The following is a 16,312-nucleotide window of genomic DNA, read 5'->3' on the forward strand; positions in this document are numbered from 1 at the left end:
ACAGTTACATCATGAAACCCGTTTTACTTTTGCTCTTGAGCTGGAGGTACGTCAGTCGCAGGAGTTGCCGACTTTTGCTCTTGAAGCACCGGAACATCATCTGAAGCCGGCTTTTGCACTGGAACTTCCAAAACCGCTGGATTTGGCAAACCTACTTGAGTCAGCTGTTCAGCTTTCTCTTTAGCAAAGTAACCTAACCCCAAGCTGGTTATGAAAAAACCTGCGGCAAGTATAGCAGTAAACTTACTAAGAAAGGTAGAGGAACCTTGGCTTCCGAACACAGTATTTGATGCACCTGCGCCAAAAGAAGCTCCAGCATCCGCTCCCTTACCCTGTTGCAGCAAAACCAGGGCAATTACACCCAAAGCTGTCAGCAGATGAAAAACAGTTACGACGTTATCCAGCATTTTCAGTTTCCTGCGGCACGAATAATCGCACCGAACTCATCTGCATTCAGGGAAGCCCCGCCAATGAGTCCCCCATCGATATCCGGCATGCTGAACAGTTCGACCGCATTGGCCGCCTTCACGCTGCCGCCGTATAGAAGCCGCACACCTTGCGCGACTTCAGAATTCTTTTGCGCCAACTGTGCGCGAATGGCCGCATGCACATCTTGCGCTTGCTGCGGTGATGCAGTCAGCCCGGTACCAATGGCCCAGACCGGCTCATATGCAATCACTGCATTTACAAAAGCCTCAATACCAAATGCGTCAATCACGACATCCAGTTGACGCCCTACCACTTCAAGGGTTTGCCCGGCTTCGCGCTGCTCCAGGGTTTCCCCTATACACAACACCGGCGTCAGACCAGAAGCCTGAACTGCTGCAAACTTGCGATTGAGGGTCTCATCCGACTCACCCAGAATCAGGCGACGCTCAGAGTGACCTACAAGCACCAATGCGCAACCCGCATCCTGCAACTGACTCGAAGAAATCTCCCCGGTCAGAGCGCCCTGCTTTGCTTCAACCGCAGCATTCTGAGCACCAACCGAAATTGGCGCGCCTTGTAAGCCTTTGATCACACGATCAATGAACAGGTCAGGCGGGAATACTGCAACATCAACACTGCCAGGCAAGGACAGATCACGCAGACCAACGATCAGCTCAGCGACGCTGGCGCAGGTACCGTGCATCTTCCAGTTACCAGCTACCATCATGCGACGCATGCTTTACCTCGTCGGTCAAAGTGGGCGCAGATGTTACCCAACCACATCCGCGCTGGCAAGTCGAATTCAGGCACAAACTTCACTTACTAGTTTTGCCAGCTCATCGGCATAGCCGCGAACCATATTTTCATCGTCACCTTCGACCATTACGCGCACCAGAGGCTCGGTACCCGACTTGCGCAGCAATACACGCCCACGCCCTTTCATGGCTTCAGTGACTCGTGCGCAGGCCTCTTTGACGGCCGGGTGCTCGACCGGGTCAACACCACCACCAAACCGCACATTTACCAGCACCTGCGGACATTTACGCAACGCCTGACGCGCCTGGGCCAGACTGTCGCCACGGCGACGCAACGCCAGCAGCACCTGCAGGGCAGCGATAATCGCATCACCGGTGGTCGTATGCTGGAAGCACACGATATGCCCCGAGTTCTCACCGCCCACCTGCCAGTCGCGCTCTTGCAGGCCTGCAATCACATAGCGATCCCCGACATTGGCCCGAACGAAGGGAATGCCCAGGTCATCCAGCGCCAACTCAAGCCCGAGATTACTCATCAGCGTGCCGACGACACCACCTTGCAATTTGCCACGCTCATGCAAGTCGCGGGCAATGATGAACAGCAACTCATCACCATCAACAATCGCGCCCGTGTGATCAACCATCAGCACCCGGTCACCGTCGCCATCAAACGCGATACCCAGGTCCGCGCCCTCAGCCAGGACTGCAGCCTGCAACTGCCCCATATGGGTCGAGCCGCAATCATGGTTGATGTTCAAACCATTAGGCTGAGCCGACAACACAGTGACTTGTGCACCCAGCTCCTTGAAAACACTTGGCGCAACCTTGTAGGTCGCACCATGGGCGCAATCAATAACGATCTTCAGATCGCTGAAGTTGGTACTGCTCGGCACACTGCTCTTGCAGAATTCGATATAGCGACCCGGCGCATCATTGATACGCGACACCTTACCCAGCTTGTCGGAGTCAACGACGGTCATCGGAGTGTCCAGCAACTCCTCAATCATCAACTCGACGTCATCAGGCAACTTGGTGCCATCCCCCGAGAAGAACTTGATACCGTTATCGTCGTGGGGATTGTGCGAAGCACTGATCACAATGCCCGCTTCCGCATGGAAGGTGCGCGTCAGATAAGCAATGGCCGGAGTAGGCATTGGCCCCAACAGCATCACATCGGCACCGGCCGCAGACAGACCGGCCTCTAGCGCGGACTCGAACATATAACCGGAAATGCGCGTGTCCTTGCCTACCAGGATGCGACATGCACCCTTGCTGCGGAACGCCATACCCGCCGCCCAACCGAGCTTGAGCATGAAGTCAGGGGTAATTGGATAAACGCCGACCCGACCACGAATACCGTCGGTGCCAAAATATTTCTTCGTCATAAGTGCTCCATCATTCTTAGTCGGCGGACTCTACCGCTGCGATCATCCGTACCACATCAACTGTTTCGGCAACGTCATGGACACGCAATATTCGCGCACCCTTGGTCACGGCCAGCGCTGCCAGAGCCAAACTGCCATACAGTCGCTCTGTAACCGGCCGATTCAGCGCGTGCCCAATCATGCTTTTACGCGAAACACCTACCAGCAATGGTCGACCCAGTGCATGCAGGGCCTCCATGTGCTTAAACAAACTCAGGTTGTGCTGCAACGTCTTGGCGAAACCAAATCCCGGATCCAGCACTATGCGCTCAGACGCAATCCCGGCAGCGGCGCATTGCGCCATGCGCTCAGCAAGAAATGCCGACACCTCACCGACCAGATCAGTGTAATGCGGGTTGTCCTGCATATCCCCGGGCTCGCCGAGCATATGCATCAGGCATACCGGAAGACCTGTGGCTGCAGCAGCCTGCAGGGCACCTTCGCGGCGCAATGAGCGCACATCATTAATCAGGCCGGCGCCAAGGCGCGCAACCTCAGTCATGACGATGGGCGCGGAGGTATCGACCGAAATGATGACATCAAGTTCACGACTGATGCGCTCGACAACAGGCGCCACCCGATCAAGTTCTTCCTGTGGCGAAACCACCGGAGCACCGGGGCGAGTTGACTCACCGCCGACATCAATCAGGGTTGCCCCCGCAAGAACCATTGCCTGCGCATGGCGCATTGCCGCATCCACCGCAGCGAAGCGACCGCCATCAGAAAAGGAATCAGGGGTGACATTGAGAATGCCCATCACGTGCGGATGGGCCAAATCAAGAACCCGGTTGCCGCAAGGCAACCGGGTTGAGGGCTGAACAAAAGTCATTTCAAGCCTTATTGATCAGCAGCTGGGCCGCCGATAGGTGTTTCCGGGCGCTCGGTCTTGTCCAGGGTTGGAGCAGTCGGGGTACCCGAGCCACCACCTTCCCAGTCACGCGGCTCCCGTGGCGGGCGCCCCGCCATGATGTCGTCGATCTGATCGGCATCGATCGTTTCGTACTTCATCAAGGCATCAGCCATGGCTTCCAGCTTGTCACGATTGTCGGTCAGGATCTGCTTGGCAGTGCCATAGCACTGATCAATGATGCTGCGCACTTCGGAGTCGATCAGCTTGGCTGTCTCGCCCGAAACGCTCGAGCTCTGACCACCGCCACGCCCCAGATACGACTCTTCGTCTTCGGCATACATCAGCGGGCCCAATTTCTCGGACAGGCCCCATTTGGTGACCATGTTCCGGGCAATCTGGCTCGCACGCATGATGTCGTTGGACGCACCGGTAGTCACACCGTCAAAGCCCAGGGTCATCTCTTCAGCAATACGGCCGCCATAGAGCGAGCAGATCTGGCTGATCAGAGCACGCTTGGACAGGCTATAACGATCCTCTTCCGGCAGGAACATGGTGACGCCCAGGGCGCGACCACGAGGAATGATCGAAACCTTGTAAACCGGGTCGTGCTCAGGCACAACGCGACCAACAATGGCATGACCCGCTTCGTGATAAGCCGTGTTGCGCTTTTCTTTGTCCGACATGACCATCGATTTGCGCTCTGCGCCCATCATGATCTTGTCTTTAGCCAGCTCAAATTCTTTCATTTCCACAACACGCTTACCGGTGCGCGCTGCAAACAGGGAAGCTTCGTTCACCAGGTTGGCCAGGTCAGCACCCGAGAAGCCCGGAGTACCACGCGCAATCACGCCTGGCTGGACATCATCGCCCATCGGAACTTTGCGCATGTGCACCTTGAGAATCTGCTCACGGCCACGAATGTCCGGCAAGCCAACCACGACCTGACGGTCAAAGCGGCCTGGACGCAACAGCGCAGGGTCGAGCACGTCCGGACGGTTGGTGGCGGCAATCACAATGATACCGTCATTCATCTCAAAGCCGTCCATCTCAACCAGCAACTGGTTAAGGGTTTGCTCACGCTCATCATGACCGCCGCCCATACCGTTACCACGGTGACGGCCGACAGCATCGATTTCATCGATAAAGATGATGCAAGGTGCGTGCTTTTTCGCCTGTTCGAACATGTCACGAACACGGCTGGCACCAACACCGACGAACATTTCAACGAAGTCCGAACCGGAAATCGTGAAGAACGGCACCTTGGCTTCGCCAGCAATCGCCTTGGCGATCAAGGTTTTACCGGTACCCGGCGGGCCAACCATCAGCACACCACGGGGAATTCGACCGCCCAGACGCTGGAACTTGCCCGGATCGCGAAGGAATTCGACCAGCTCGCCTACTTCTTCTTTCGCTTCGTCACAACCGGCTACGTCAGCCAGGGTCGTTTTGACCTGGTCTTCCGATAGCAGTCGCGCCTTGCTCTTGCCAAAGCTCATCGGTCCGCCTTTACCGCCGGCACCGCCCTGCATCTGACGCATGAAGAACATGAAGACAGCGATGATCACCAGAATCGGGAAGCTCGCAACGAGCAATTGAGTCCAGATGCTTTGCTGCTCAGGCAGCTTGCCCTCAACGGTCACATGGTTATCAACCAGATCACCGATCAAACCGTTGTCCTGAATAGCCGGACGGATGGTTTTGAAGGAATCGCCATCGCTGCGTTTGCCGGTAATCACGTAGCCGTCCACGGCAACGCGTTCGACCTTGCCATCCTTAACTTGCTGGATGAAGTCGGAATAGTTGAGGGTTTGTGGCTCGTTTGGACTGGAGAAGTTGTTCATCACTGTCACCAGGACAGCTGCGATGATCAACCACAGGATCAGATTCTTTGCCATATCGTTCAATTAGCTACCCTCTGAAGCAAGCCCCGCTACTGAAGCGTGCTTCGCATGATATTCACCGGCATAACTTACTACATTGCCTACAACCCTTGCAGGCTCCGTCTGTAACCCTTTGTGAAACTTTGACTACACAATATTCTTTATGTGGGATCTGTAAAGCGATACAAAAAAACCTATCACCCTATTCAGAGACGCTCATCACTGGCAGATCCGGCGATTCCACGAAAGCCGCGGCCCAGCAAATATTGCTCACGGGACCTGTCTCGCGAAGAAGACGGCTTGCGCATCTGCACCTTATCAAACAGCTTGCGAATGTCTTTGTGGTATTCGTCGAAGCCTTCACCCTGGAAGACCTTGATCAAAAAATCACCACCGGGCCGCAAGACACGTCCGGCAAGATCCAGTGCCAATTCGCACAAGAACATCGCCCGAGGCATGTCAACAGCTGCCAATCCACTCATATTGGGGGCCATATCCGAAATCACAAGGTCTACCTGCGTATTTCCGACAGCTTCAAGAATCTGGGCAAGTACGTGATCTTCGGTAAAGTCACCCTGGATAAAGGTCACATCAGGAATGCTGTCCATCTCCAGGATGTCCGAAGCGATCAGTCGCCCCTGACCGCCGATCAGACGGCTGGTGACCTGCGACCAGCCACCCGGGGCGGCCCCCAGGTCAATAACAGTCATGCCCGGGCGAATAATGCGGTCACGTTCCTGGATCTCCAGCAACTTGTAGCTGGCACGCGAACGATACCCGTCTTTTTGCGCCATTTTGACGTATGGGTCGTTGAAATGCTCTTTCAGCCAGTTAAGGCTAGTCTTGGAACGGGCCACGGGCCACCTCAAAAAAATAAACGGGTCGTGATTAACTGGGCGGTCCCGGACTCCCTCGGGTAAACTGGCCGCCGCTTTTTACAAGATCAGACACAGGGGTCAGATTATGCCGCTCACTCAAGAGCAGAAGAAACAGTACAAATCCATTGGCCACCATCTGAAACCAGTATTGACTGTGGCTGATAATGGTTTGACTGAGGGTGTTTTAGCCGAACTCGAACGCGCATTGGGCGATCACGAGTTGATTAAAATCAAAGTCAACATCCTGGATCGCGAATCCCGCCTGGAGGCCATTGCAGAACTGTGCAAGGCAGGCAAAGCGGAATTGGTGCAGGTTATCGGCAAAATGGCGCTTCTTTACCGCAAGAACGTCAATGTTAACAAGCAACTGTCGAACATCCATCGTTTCAAGTGATGCCGACAAGGGTCAAGGGTGCGCTTTGCGCGCCCTGACACTCTTGCCTGGCCAATAGCAAAAACTGCCCGCGCAACGCATCAGGCAGCCAGAACCAGCCATCGCAACACATCCCGCCAGCAGACTGCATCAAATAGTGCTCGCCGCTTATCGGCCACACTACGCGATACATTGATCAACAGCGACACCACAGCATACAGCCCGGCACCGCCAAAAAATTCTGTGTGCAACAAGCATCAGCCGCCAACCCGGATATCCGGGCCGGCCGCCAAAGAAGTGCGCCCGCACGAAGCGGGCGCCTTTTCTCAGATGTGACGTACTTCGACAATCTCGTACTCAATGACGCCGCCCGGTGTTTTCACCGCAACCACATCACCTTCTTCCTTGGCAATCAAGGCACGAGCAAGTGGCGAACCTACGGAGATTTTTCCGAGTTTGAAGTCAGCCTCATCCTCACCAACGATCTGATAAGTCACGCGCTCGTCAGTTTCAACGTTCGCGATCTCGACCGTCGTGCCGAAAATCACCTTGCCGGTATGAGGAATCGCCGCCACATCAATAACCACTGCGTTCTGCAGACGGCCCTCGATATCACGGATACGCGCCTCAGACATACCCTGCAGCTCACGAGCGGCATGGTACTCAGCATTTTCCTTGAGGTCGCCCAGTTCGCGCGCCGTACCGATTTCCTTGCTCAGCTTTGGCCGAACAACCTTGGTCAGGTGTGCAAGCTCTTCTTCCAGGGCTTTATGGCCCTGGACCGTCATTGGGTATTTGATCATGCCTTCAATCCTGCGTGTAGATCCTGCAAGCTGCGTACGGTTTTTTCAGGACCGAATTTAAGCGCTTCGCAGATCGCTTCGCCAGCAGCAATAGTCGTGGTGCAGTAGATTTTGTGCTGCAGAGCGTTGCGGCGAATGGAGTAAGAGTCAGCAATCGACTGACGACCTTCGGTCGTATTGATGATCAGGCTGACTTCATCATTTTTGATCATATCGACAACGTGCGGACGACCTTCGGTCACCTTGTTCACCCGGCGTACTTTCAGACCCGCCGCCTCGATAAACTTGGCAGTGCCAACGGTCGAAACAATCTCGAAGCCCAGGCTGATCAGATCACGTGCAACACCCGCCACCAAAGGCTTGTCGTCGTCACGTACGCTGATGAACGCAGTACCGCCGGTAGGCAGAACTTCGCTGGCACCCATTTGAGCCTTGGCAAAAGCTTCACCGAAGGTATCGCCCACGCCCATCACTTCACCGGTGGACTTCATCTCCGGGCCGAGAATCGGGTCAACACCAGGGAATTTGGCGAACGGGAAGACCGCCTCTTTCACGCTGTAGAAGTTTGGAATGATTTCTTTAGTGAAACCGATTTCCTTCAGGGTTTTACCAGCCATCACCCGCGCCGCGATCATCGCCAGGGAAACACCGATGCACTTGGATACGAAAGGAACTGTACGCGAAGCACGCGGATTCACTTCGATCACGTAGATATCTTCGCCCTGCAGAGCAAGCTGCACGTTCATCAGGCCGACAACGCCCAACTCCAGAGCCATTTTCTTGACCTGTTCACGCATCTCGTCCTGGATATGCAACGGCAGCGAGTACGGTGGCAGCGAGCATGCGGAGTCACCGGAGTGAACACCTGCCTGCTCAATGTGCTGCATGATCGCGCCGATCACTACGTCAGTTCCGTCGCAGACGGCATCAACGTCCATTTCGATTGCACAGTTCAGGAAGTGATCCAGCAGCACCGGGCTGTCGTTGGACACTTTCACCGCATCGCGCAGGTAACGCTTGAGCTCGTCTTCTTCGTAAACGATTTCCATCGCCCGGCCGCCCAACACGTAGGAAGGACGAACCACCAGCGGGTAACCGATTTTGGAGGCAGCACGAATGGCTTCGTCTTCGCTGCGCACAGTGGCGTTTGGCGGCTGACGCAGGTTCAGACGCTCAACCATTTGCTGGAAGCGCTCACGGTCTTCTGCACGGTCGATAGCATCAGGGCTGGTACCAATGATCGGCACGCCTGCTTCTTCCAGCGCACGGGCCAGTTTCAACGGGGTCTGGCCGCCGTACTGGACGATCACGCCCTTCGGCTTCTCGACACGTACGATTTCCAGCACGTCTTCCAGGGTCACAGATTCGAAGTACAGACGATCCGAGGTGTCGTAGTCAGTGGAAACAGTTTCCGGGTTGCAGTTGACCATGATGGTTTCGTAACCATCGGCACGCAACGCCAGAGCCGCGTGAACGCAGCAGTAGTCGAACTCGATACCCTGACCGATACGGTTCGGACCACCACCCAGAATCATGATCTTGTCACGATCCGAAGGGTTGGCCTCGCACTCTTCCTCATAGGTCGAGTACATGTAAGCCGTGTCGGTCGCAAACTCGGCTGCGCAGGTGTCAACGCGCTTGTAAACCGGGAACACTTCCAGCTTGTGACGATGGCGACGCAGGTTCTTCTCGGTCACACCCAGCAGTACAGCCAGACGTGCGTCGGAGAAGCCTTTGCGCTTGAGGCGATACATGGCATCGCGATCAATCGAAGACAGCGCCATGGTCTTGATCTTCTCTTCGTCCTTGATCAGATCTTCGATCTGCACCAGGAACCAAGGGTCAATCATGTTCATGCCGAAGATGTCTTCTACGGTCATGCCGGCACGGAATGCGTCGGCCACGTACCAGATACGCTCGGCACCCGGCACAGTCAGCTCGCGCTTGAGCACCGCCATGCTTTCCGGGTTGCTCAGGTCCAGCTTTGGATCAAGACCGCTGACACCCACTTCCAGACCGCGAAGGGCTTTCTGCAAGGATTCCTGGAAAGTCCGGCCAATGGCCATGACTTCACCAACCGACTTCATCTGAGTTGTCAGGCGCGCATCGGCTTTAGGGAATTTTTCGAAAGCAAAGCGCGGCAGCTTGGTCACGACGTAGTCGATGGACGGCTCGAAGGACGCCGGAGTAGCGCCACCGGTGATTTCGTTCTGCAACTCGTCCAGGGTGTAACCGATCGCCAGCTTGGCAGCGATACGCGCAATCGGGAAACCGGTGGCTTTCGAAGCCAGCGCCGAAGAACGCGAAACACGCGGGTTCATCTCGATCACAACCATACGGCCAGTGTCCGGGCAAATGCCGAACTGCACGTTGGAACCACCGGTCTCAACGCCGATCTCACGCAGTACCGCCAGCGAGGCGTTACGCATGATCTGGTATTCCTTGTCCGTCAGGGTCTGTGCCGGAGCAACAGTGATCGAGTCACCGGTGTGCACGCCCATCGGGTCAAAGTTTTCGATCGAGCAAACGATGATGCAGTTGTCCTTTTTGTCGCGGACAACCTCCATTTCGTACTCTTTCCAGCCGATCAGGGATTCGTCGATCAGCAGCTCTTTGGTCGGCGACAGGTCCAGACCACGAGCGCAGATTTCTTCGAACTCTTCACGGTTGTAAGCGATACCGCCACCGGTGCCACCCATGGTGAACGATGGACGGATGATGCACGGGAAGCCCAGCTTTTCGAGGACCGCATTGGCCTCTTCCATGCTGTGGGCGATACCGGAACGCGGGCAATCCAGACCGATGGACTTCATCGCCTTGTCAAAACGCGAACGGTCTTCAGCCTTGTCGATGGTGTCGGCATTGGCGCCGATCATTTCTACGCCGAACTTCTCCAGAACGCCTTCACGCTCCAGGTCCAGTGCGCAGTTCAGAGCAGTCTGGCCACCCATGGTCGGCAACAGAGCGTCCGGACGCTCTTTTTCGATGATCTTGGCAACAGTCTGCCACTTGATCGGCTCGATGTACGTTGCGTCGGCCATGTCCGGGTCGGTCATGATGGTGGCCGGGTTGGAGTTCACCAGGATGACGCGATAGCCTTCCTCGCGCAGAGCTTTACAAGCCTGGGCGCCGGAGTAGTCGAATTCACAGGCCTGGCCGATAACGATCGGGCCAGCGCCGAGAATCAGGATGCTTTTAATGTCTGTACGTTTTGGCATGGGTTTGTCACTCAAATCCGCAGGTCAGTCGGCAAGCCGTCGATCAAGTCTGTGAAGCACCCAAGGGGCCGCCGGAGTCCGGGGCCGGCACTGGGCACTGGGCACTGGCACAAGGGTATGATCAGCGGCGCTTGGCCATCTCATTGATGAAACGATCGAACAGCGGCGCTACGTCGTTCGGGCCAGGGCTGGCTTCAGGGTGACCCTGGAAGCTGAAAGCGCTCTTGTCGGTCAGCTCGATACCTTGCAAGGTGCCGTCAAACAGCGACTTGTGGATTGCGCGCACGTTGGCCGGCAAAGTCGCTTCATCAACCGCAAAACCGTGGTTCTGACTGGTGATCATCACAACGCCCGTGTCCAGATCCTGAACCGGGTGGTTCGCACCGTGGTGGCCGTGACCCATTTTCACCGTCTTGGCGCCGGACGCCAGAGCCAGCAACTGGTGTCCCAGGCAGATACCGAACACCGGAGTTTCGGTTTTCAGCACTTCCTGAATAGCCGTGATTGCGTAGTCGCATGGCTCCGGATCACCCGGGCCGTTGGACAGGAACACACCATCCGGATTCAGTGCCAGTACGTCGCTGGCCGGAGTTTGTGCCGGCACAACAGTGACGCGGCAGCCACGCTCAACCAGCATGCGCAGGATGTTCCACTTTACGCCGTAGTCGTAGGCAACTACGTGATAAGGCAGCTCGGACGCTTCAATTGTCGGATGGCTATCGGTGGCCAGGTTCCAGACACTGGAGCGCCACTCGTAAGCCTTCTCGGTGCTGACAACTTTCGCCAGATCCATGCCTTTCAGGCCCGGGAAGCCGCGCGCAGCAGCAATGGCAGCTTCGTCAGAAATGTTGTCGCCGGCCATGATGCAGCCGTTCTGTGCACCTTTCTCACGCAAAATGCGGGTCAGGCGACGGGTATCGATACCTGCGATAGCGACAACATTGTTGGCTTTCAGGTAATCGGAAAGCGACATCGTGTTGCGCCAGTTGCTGGCAACCAGTGGCAGATCACGAATAACCAGACCTGCGGACCAGACACGATCAGACTCGGCATCTTCCGGCGTAGTACCGGTATTGCCAACATGCGGGTAAGTCAGGGTAACGATTTGCTGAGCGTAGGATGGATCCGTCAAGATCTCCTGGTAGCCAGTCATTGCGGTGTTAAACACCACCTCTCCAACGGTCTGACCGTCGGCTCCAATGGCTTCGCCGCGAAAAATGCTGCCATCAGCGAGGGCGAGTATGGCTTGCTTAGTCAAGAAGACCTCCCGTAAATAAAGCCTGAAAGGGCGATCGCAGGTTGTAAAAAAGCGGAGTGACGTATGGACACGTCACCCCGCTTCTTCATCGAATTATCTGCGCGCTTTTAGTGGACACACTAAAGCTGTAGCTTACAGAAAAAGGCTTTTTTGGTCTACCGCTAAAGAGCCTAAAAGGCAGAGGAATGCGACAGAACATCGCTTAGCGGTTAAAAGTCAGGCTGCCGGCGCGCCAACAGCCTGATTTTACAGAGACAACTCAACGCAGGTCGAGCACATCCTGCATGTCATACAGCCCGGGCTCACGCCCGTCGAGCCACAGCGCAGCACGAACGGCACCCTTGGCGAAGGTCATGCGGCTGGATGCCTTGTGGGTGATCTCAAGACGCTCGCCCTCGGTCGCAAACAGAACCGTATGATCCCCCACCACATCACCGCCCCGAACTGTCGCAAAACCGATGGTTTCGCGCTCGCGGGCGCCGGTGTGACCTTCGCGACCATAGACCGCCACCTGCTGCAGGTCACGCCCCAATGCACTGGCAATGACCTCACCCATGCGCATCGCGGTTCCCGAAGGCGCGTCGACCTTGTGCCGGTGATGAGCTTCGATGATTTCGATATCAGCATCTTCACCCATCACCCGTGCCGCCATATCCAGCAGCTTGAACGACAGGTTGACGCCCACACTGAAGTTGGAGGCAAAAACAATCGCAATATCCTGGCCAGCTTCAACCAGCAACTGCTTTTGTTCGGCATTCAACCCCGTAGTACCGATCACCATGGCCTTGCCCAACTGGCGACACACGGCCAGGTTGGCCAGCATTACCTCAGGCAGGGTGAAATCGATCAGTACGTCGAAATCAGCCGCGACCGCTTGCAGGTTTTCCGACAACGGCACACCGATACGCCCGATAGAGGCCAGCTCACCGGCATCCACCCCCACCAGGGAGCTGCCCGGGCGCACGATGGCCGCCGTCAGCCCGCACACTGGTGAGCGCTGCTGCACCGCATCGACCAAGGTCTTACCCATGCGCCCAGCAGCGCCCATCACAGCCATACGTCGCATGTCCCGCTCCTTACAAATCGCCGAAGAAGCGCTTCACGCCTTCGAACCAGCCGGTTGCGTTCGGCGAATGACTACTATCGCCTTCGAGTGTCGAACGGAACTCTTCCATCAGCTCACGCTGACGACGGCTCAGTTTCACCGGCGTCTCGATCACCACACGGCACATCAAGTCACCAGCGCCGCCGCCACGTACCGGAGCAACACCCTTGCCACGCAGACGGAACTGCTTGCCGGTTTGCGTGCCTTCCGGAATCTTCAGCTTGACCCGGCCATCCAGGGTCGGCACTTCAATCTCGGCACCCAGCGAAGCATCGGCAAAGTTGATCGGCACTTCACAGAACAGATGCTTGCCGTCGCGCTGGAAGATCGCGTGCTCACGCACCTCGATCACCACGTACAGATCGCCGGTCGGCCCGCCCTGCACACCCGCCTCGCCTTCGCCCGAAAGACGAATCCGGTCGCCCGTATCTACGCCCGCAGGCACTTTTACGGAAAGGGTTTTGTATTCTTCTACGCGGCCTTCGCCACGGCAGCTGTCGCACGGATCAGAAATGATCTTGCCCTGACCGTGGCAACGCGGACAGGTCTGCTGCACAGCAAAAAAGCCCTGCTGCATGCGCACCTGGCCAATACCGCCACAGGTCGTACAGGTAACCGGCGAAGAACCTTTCTTGGCACCCGAACCATCGCATGGTTTGCAGTTGACCAGCGTCGGCACACGAATATTGACCGTGGTACCGCGTACGGCCTCTTCCAGATCCAGCTCCAGCGTGTAGCGCAAATCGCTGCCCCGCTGAGCGCCGCCCCGGGAGCCACCGCGACCACCGCCGAAGAAATCACTGAACACATCGCCGAAAATATCGGAGAAGTTCTGCCCGCCAAAACCGGCACCGCCGCCACCCATTTGCGGATCAACACCGGCATGGCCGTATTGATCATAGGCGGCACGCTTACTGGAGTCCGACAGAACTTCGTAAGCCTCGTTGGCTTCCTTGAACAACTCTTCGGAAGCCTTGTCATCCGGATTGCGATCCGGGTGATGCTTCATTGCGAGGCGACGATATGCCTTCTTCAACTCCACTTCAGTGGTAGTACGTTCAACACCCAATATTTCGTAATAATCGCGCTTTGCCATAATTCTTTGCACTCTCAAGGACGTTCGGCAAAACCCTCCCGAGCCTCACCAAACCCGCCGGACCCCAGTAAAGACCAAGCCCGACTCACGTCTTTTTCAACGATATTGGTTTCTGATTAACAGCCAATGCATCGGCCAACAGGAGCGGTTACAGCCAAGCGGAAACAAAAAAGATCCGGACCCAACCGCAAGCATTCGACCATGTCGCATGCTGTAAAAATTCCTCTACTCCAGACACGCCAACGCGGGAGCAAGCTCCCGCGCGGCGACATCCTACCAGTCACCGCTAATGCACGGTCAACCGGCCGACCAACAAGCTAATTACTTGTTGTCTTTTACTTCTTCGAACTCGGCGTCGACAACGTCGTCAGCCTTGGCTTCTTCAGCAGGCTTGGCCGCTGCGTCTGCCGGGTTCGCTTGCTCGGCGTACATTTTCTGTGCGACCGGAGCAGACACCTTGGACAGCTCTTCAACCTTGGCTTCGATAGCAGCCTTGTCATCGCCTTTAACAGCGGCTTCAAGTGCAACTACTGCAGCTTCGATTGCAACTTTCTCTTCTGCGGTCACTTTATCGCCAGCATCAGCGATCATTTTACGAGTCGAGTGAACCAGTGCGTCGCCCTGGTTACGTGCAGCTGCCAGCTCTTCGAACTTGCGGTCTTCTTCAGCATTGACTTCAGCGTCACGAACCATCTGAGCAATTTCTTCCTCGGACAGACCCGAGTTAGCCTTGATCACGATGGACTGAGACTTGCCAGTCGCCTTGTCTTTTGCACTTACGTGCAGGATGCCGTTGGCATCGATGTCGAAGGTTACTTCGATCTGAGGCACGCCACGTGGAGCTGGTGGAATGTCAGCCAGGTCGAACTTGCCCAACGACTTGTTCTGAGCGGCTTGCTTGCGCTCGCCTTGCAGCACGTGAATGGTCACTGCGCCCTGGTTATCGTCAGCAGTCGAGAACACTTGCGATTTCTTGGTAGGAATCGTGGTGTTTTTCTCGATCAGGGCAGTCATTACGCCACCCATGGTTTCGATACCCAAAGTCAGCGGGCTCACGTCCAGCAACAGAACGTCTTTCACATCACCGGCCAATACTGCGCCCTGGATAGCAGCACCCATTGCAACAGCTTCGTCCGGGTTCACGTCTTTACGTGCTTCCTTGCCGAAGAACTCGGTTACCAGCTTCTGTACCAGCGGCATGCGAGTCTGACCACCGACCAGGATCACGTCGTTGATCGCGCCAACGTCGATACCGGCGTCTTTCAGTGCAGTGCGGCAAGGCTCGATGGTGCGCTGAACCAGGTCTTCAACCAGCGATTCCAGCTTGGCGCGGGAAATCTTCACGTTCAAGTGCTTAGGACCGGTGGCATCTGCAGTGATGTACGGCAGATTCACGTCAGTCGACTGGCTCGAAGACAGTTCGATCTTGGCTTTTTCAGCAGCTTCTTTCAGACGCTGCATCGCCAGCGGGTCACCTTTGAGGTTCATGCCGCTTTCTTTCTTGAACTCGTCAACCAGGTAGTCGATCAGACGGATGTCAAAGTCTTCACCACCCAGGAACGTGTCACCGTTGGTCGCCAGCACTTCAAACTGGTGCTCGCCATCCACTTCGGCAATTTCAATTACCGACACGTCGAAAGTACCGCCACCCAGGTCATAAACGATGACAGTGTGGTCGCCTTTCGCTTTGTCCATACCGTAAGCCAGAGCAGCAGCGGTTGGTTCGTTGATGATGCGTTTTACGTCCAGACCCGCGATACGGCCGGCGTCTTTGGTCGCCTGACGCTGGCTGTCGTTGAAGTAGGCCGGAACGGTGATAACCGCTTCAGTCACTGGCTCGCCGAGGTAGTCTTCGGCGGTCTTCTTCATTTTCTTCAGAATTTCAGCCGAGATTTGTGGCGGAGCCATTTTCTGGCCGTTCACTTCAACCCAAGCGTCGCCGTTGTCAGCCTTGGCGATCTTGTACGGAACCATCTGAATGTCTTTCTGCACAACTTCTTCGTCAAAACGACGACCGATCAGACGCTTCACCGCGTACAGGGTGTTATGCGGATTGGTCACTGCCTGACGCTTGGCCGACTGGCCAACCAGAATTTCGCCATCGTTGGCATACGCAACGATCGACGGCGTGGTACGCGCGCCTTCAGCGTTTTCGATAACTTTTGCTTTACCGTTTTCCAGAACCGAAACACACGAGTTGGTGGTCCCGAGGTCAATACCGATAATTCTGCCCATGTTAACTC

Annotated in this window: 13 protein-coding genes; 1 reads left to right on the plus strand and 12 read right to left on the minus strand. The window is 56.0% G+C overall.

Annotation, left to right across the window (positions count from 1 at the left end; all coding sequences use genetic code 11):
* Positions 1–23 precede the first annotated feature (23 nt).
* The 6 genes from secG to rlmE all read right to left on the minus strand — a co-directional run bounded on the left by secG (position 24) and on the right by rlmE (position 6,195).
* Complete coding sequence (secG, locus tag JQ848_RS19225) at positions 24–407, minus strand: preprotein translocase subunit SecG (RefSeq protein WP_003439612.1); 384 nt, start codon at positions 405–407, stop codon at positions 24–26.
* Between the two features lie 2 nt (positions 408–409).
* Entirely contained in the window at positions 410–1,165 is a 756-nt protein-coding gene (gene tpiA / locus JQ848_RS19230; protein ID WP_003439609.1) for a triose-phosphate isomerase, read from the minus strand.
* A 66-nt stretch (positions 1,166–1,231) separates the two neighbouring features.
* Positions 1,232–2,569, minus strand: coding sequence for a phosphoglucosamine mutase (glmM, locus tag JQ848_RS19235; RefSeq protein ID WP_003439606.1), 1,338 nt, complete (start codon positions 2,567–2,569; stop codon positions 1,232–1,234).
* A 16-nt stretch (positions 2,570–2,585) separates the two neighbouring features.
* Entirely contained in the window at positions 2,586–3,437 is an 852-nt protein-coding gene (gene folP / locus JQ848_RS19240; RefSeq protein ID WP_202211032.1) for a dihydropteroate synthase, read from the minus strand.
* Between the two features lie 8 nt (positions 3,438–3,445).
* Positions 3,446–5,353 (minus strand): ATP-dependent zinc metalloprotease FtsH, encoded by a 1,908-nt coding sequence (gene ftsH, locus JQ848_RS19245; protein ID WP_003439601.1) that lies wholly within the window; start codon positions 5,351–5,353, stop codon positions 3,446–3,448.
* Between the two features lie 191 nt (positions 5,354–5,544).
* A complete protein-coding gene (gene rlmE, locus JQ848_RS19250) occupies positions 5,545–6,195 on the minus strand; it encodes a 23S rRNA (uridine(2552)-2'-O)-methyltransferase RlmE (RefSeq protein WP_003439598.1) in 651 nt (216 codons plus the stop codon).
* 106 nt (positions 6,196–6,301) lie between these two features.
* Here rlmE and yhbY point away from each other — a divergent pair, with 106 nt between their 5' ends.
* Complete coding sequence (yhbY, locus tag JQ848_RS19255; protein ID WP_003439595.1) at positions 6,302–6,610, plus strand: ribosome assembly RNA-binding protein YhbY; 309 nt, start codon at positions 6,302–6,304, stop codon at positions 6,608–6,610.
* 305 nt (positions 6,611–6,915) lie between these two features.
* Here the strand turns inward: yhbY and greA are convergent, their stop codons facing one another.
* The 6 genes from greA to dnaK all read right to left on the minus strand — a co-directional run bounded on the left by greA (position 6,916) and on the right by dnaK (position 16,304).
* Entirely contained in the window at positions 6,916–7,392 is a 477-nt protein-coding gene (gene greA, locus JQ848_RS19260) for a transcription elongation factor GreA (protein WP_003439592.1), read from the minus strand.
* The gene (gene carB, locus JQ848_RS19265) at positions 7,389–10,610 is read right to left on the minus strand and encodes a carbamoyl-phosphate synthase large subunit (RefSeq protein ID WP_003439590.1); all 3,222 of its coding nucleotides are present in this window, start codon (positions 10,608–10,610) and stop codon (positions 7,389–7,391) included. Before carB ends, greA begins: the two co-directional genes overlap by 4 nt.
* Before the next feature lie 121 nt (positions 10,611–10,731).
* On the minus strand, positions 10,732–11,868 hold the full coding sequence (gene carA / locus JQ848_RS19270; RefSeq protein ID WP_202211033.1) for a glutamine-hydrolyzing carbamoyl-phosphate synthase small subunit: 1,137 nt from the start codon (positions 11,866–11,868) through the stop codon (positions 10,732–10,734).
* 259 nt (positions 11,869–12,127) lie between these two features.
* Entirely contained in the window at positions 12,128–12,934 is an 807-nt protein-coding gene (dapB, locus tag JQ848_RS19275) for a 4-hydroxy-tetrahydrodipicolinate reductase (RefSeq protein ID WP_010656960.1), read from the minus strand.
* A 10-nt stretch (positions 12,935–12,944) separates the two neighbouring features.
* Entirely contained in the window at positions 12,945–14,069 is a 1,125-nt protein-coding gene (gene dnaJ, locus JQ848_RS19280) for a molecular chaperone DnaJ (RefSeq protein WP_003439584.1), read from the minus strand.
* A 321-nt stretch (positions 14,070–14,390) separates the two neighbouring features.
* On the minus strand, positions 14,391–16,304 hold the full coding sequence (gene dnaK / locus JQ848_RS19285) for a molecular chaperone DnaK (RefSeq protein ID WP_003439583.1): 1,914 nt from the start codon (positions 16,302–16,304) through the stop codon (positions 14,391–14,393).
* Positions 16,305–16,312 lie beyond the last annotated feature (8 nt).

Source organism: Pseudomonas paraversuta (genome assembly GCF_904067025.1).
Lineage (GTDB): Bacteria > Pseudomonadota > Gammaproteobacteria > Pseudomonadales > Pseudomonadaceae > Aquipseudomonas > Aquipseudomonas paraversuta.

Bases quoted from the DNA above. Each gene is read 5' to 3' on its own strand.
- yhbY (WP_003439595.1), top strand. From the start codon at position 6,302: ATGCCGCTCACTCAAGAGCAGAAGAAACAGTACAAATCCATTGGCCAC.
- dnaK (WP_003439583.1), bottom strand. From the start codon at position 16,304: ATGGGCAGAATTATCGGTATTGACCTCGGGACCACCAACTCGTGTGTT.
- glmM (WP_003439606.1), bottom strand. From the start codon at position 2,569: ATGACGAAGAAATATTTTGGCACCGACGGTATTCGTGGTCGGGTCGGC.
- greA (WP_003439592.1), bottom strand. From the start codon at position 7,392: ATGATCAAATACCCAATGACGGTCCAGGGCCATAAAGCCCTGGAAGAA.
- secG (WP_003439612.1), bottom strand. From the start codon at position 407: ATGCTGGATAACGTCGTAACTGTTTTTCATCTGCTGACAGCTTTGGGT.
- carB (WP_003439590.1), bottom strand. From the start codon at position 10,610: ATGCCAAAACGTACAGACATTAAAAGCATCCTGATTCTCGGCGCTGGC.
- tpiA (WP_003439609.1), bottom strand. From the start codon at position 1,165: ATGCGTCGCATGATGGTAGCTGGTAACTGGAAGATGCACGGTACCTGC.
- dnaJ (WP_003439584.1), bottom strand. From the start codon at position 14,069: ATGGCAAAGCGCGATTATTACGAAATATTGGGTGTTGAACGTACTACC.
- ftsH (WP_003439601.1), bottom strand. From the start codon at position 5,353: ATGGCAAAGAATCTGATCCTGTGGTTGATCATCGCAGCTGTCCTGGTG.
- dapB (WP_010656960.1), bottom strand. From the start codon at position 12,934: ATGCGACGTATGGCTGTGATGGGCGCTGCTGGGCGCATGGGTAAGACC.
- folP (WP_202211032.1), bottom strand. From the start codon at position 3,437: ATGACTTTTGTTCAGCCCTCAACCCGGTTGCCTTGCGGCAACCGGGTT.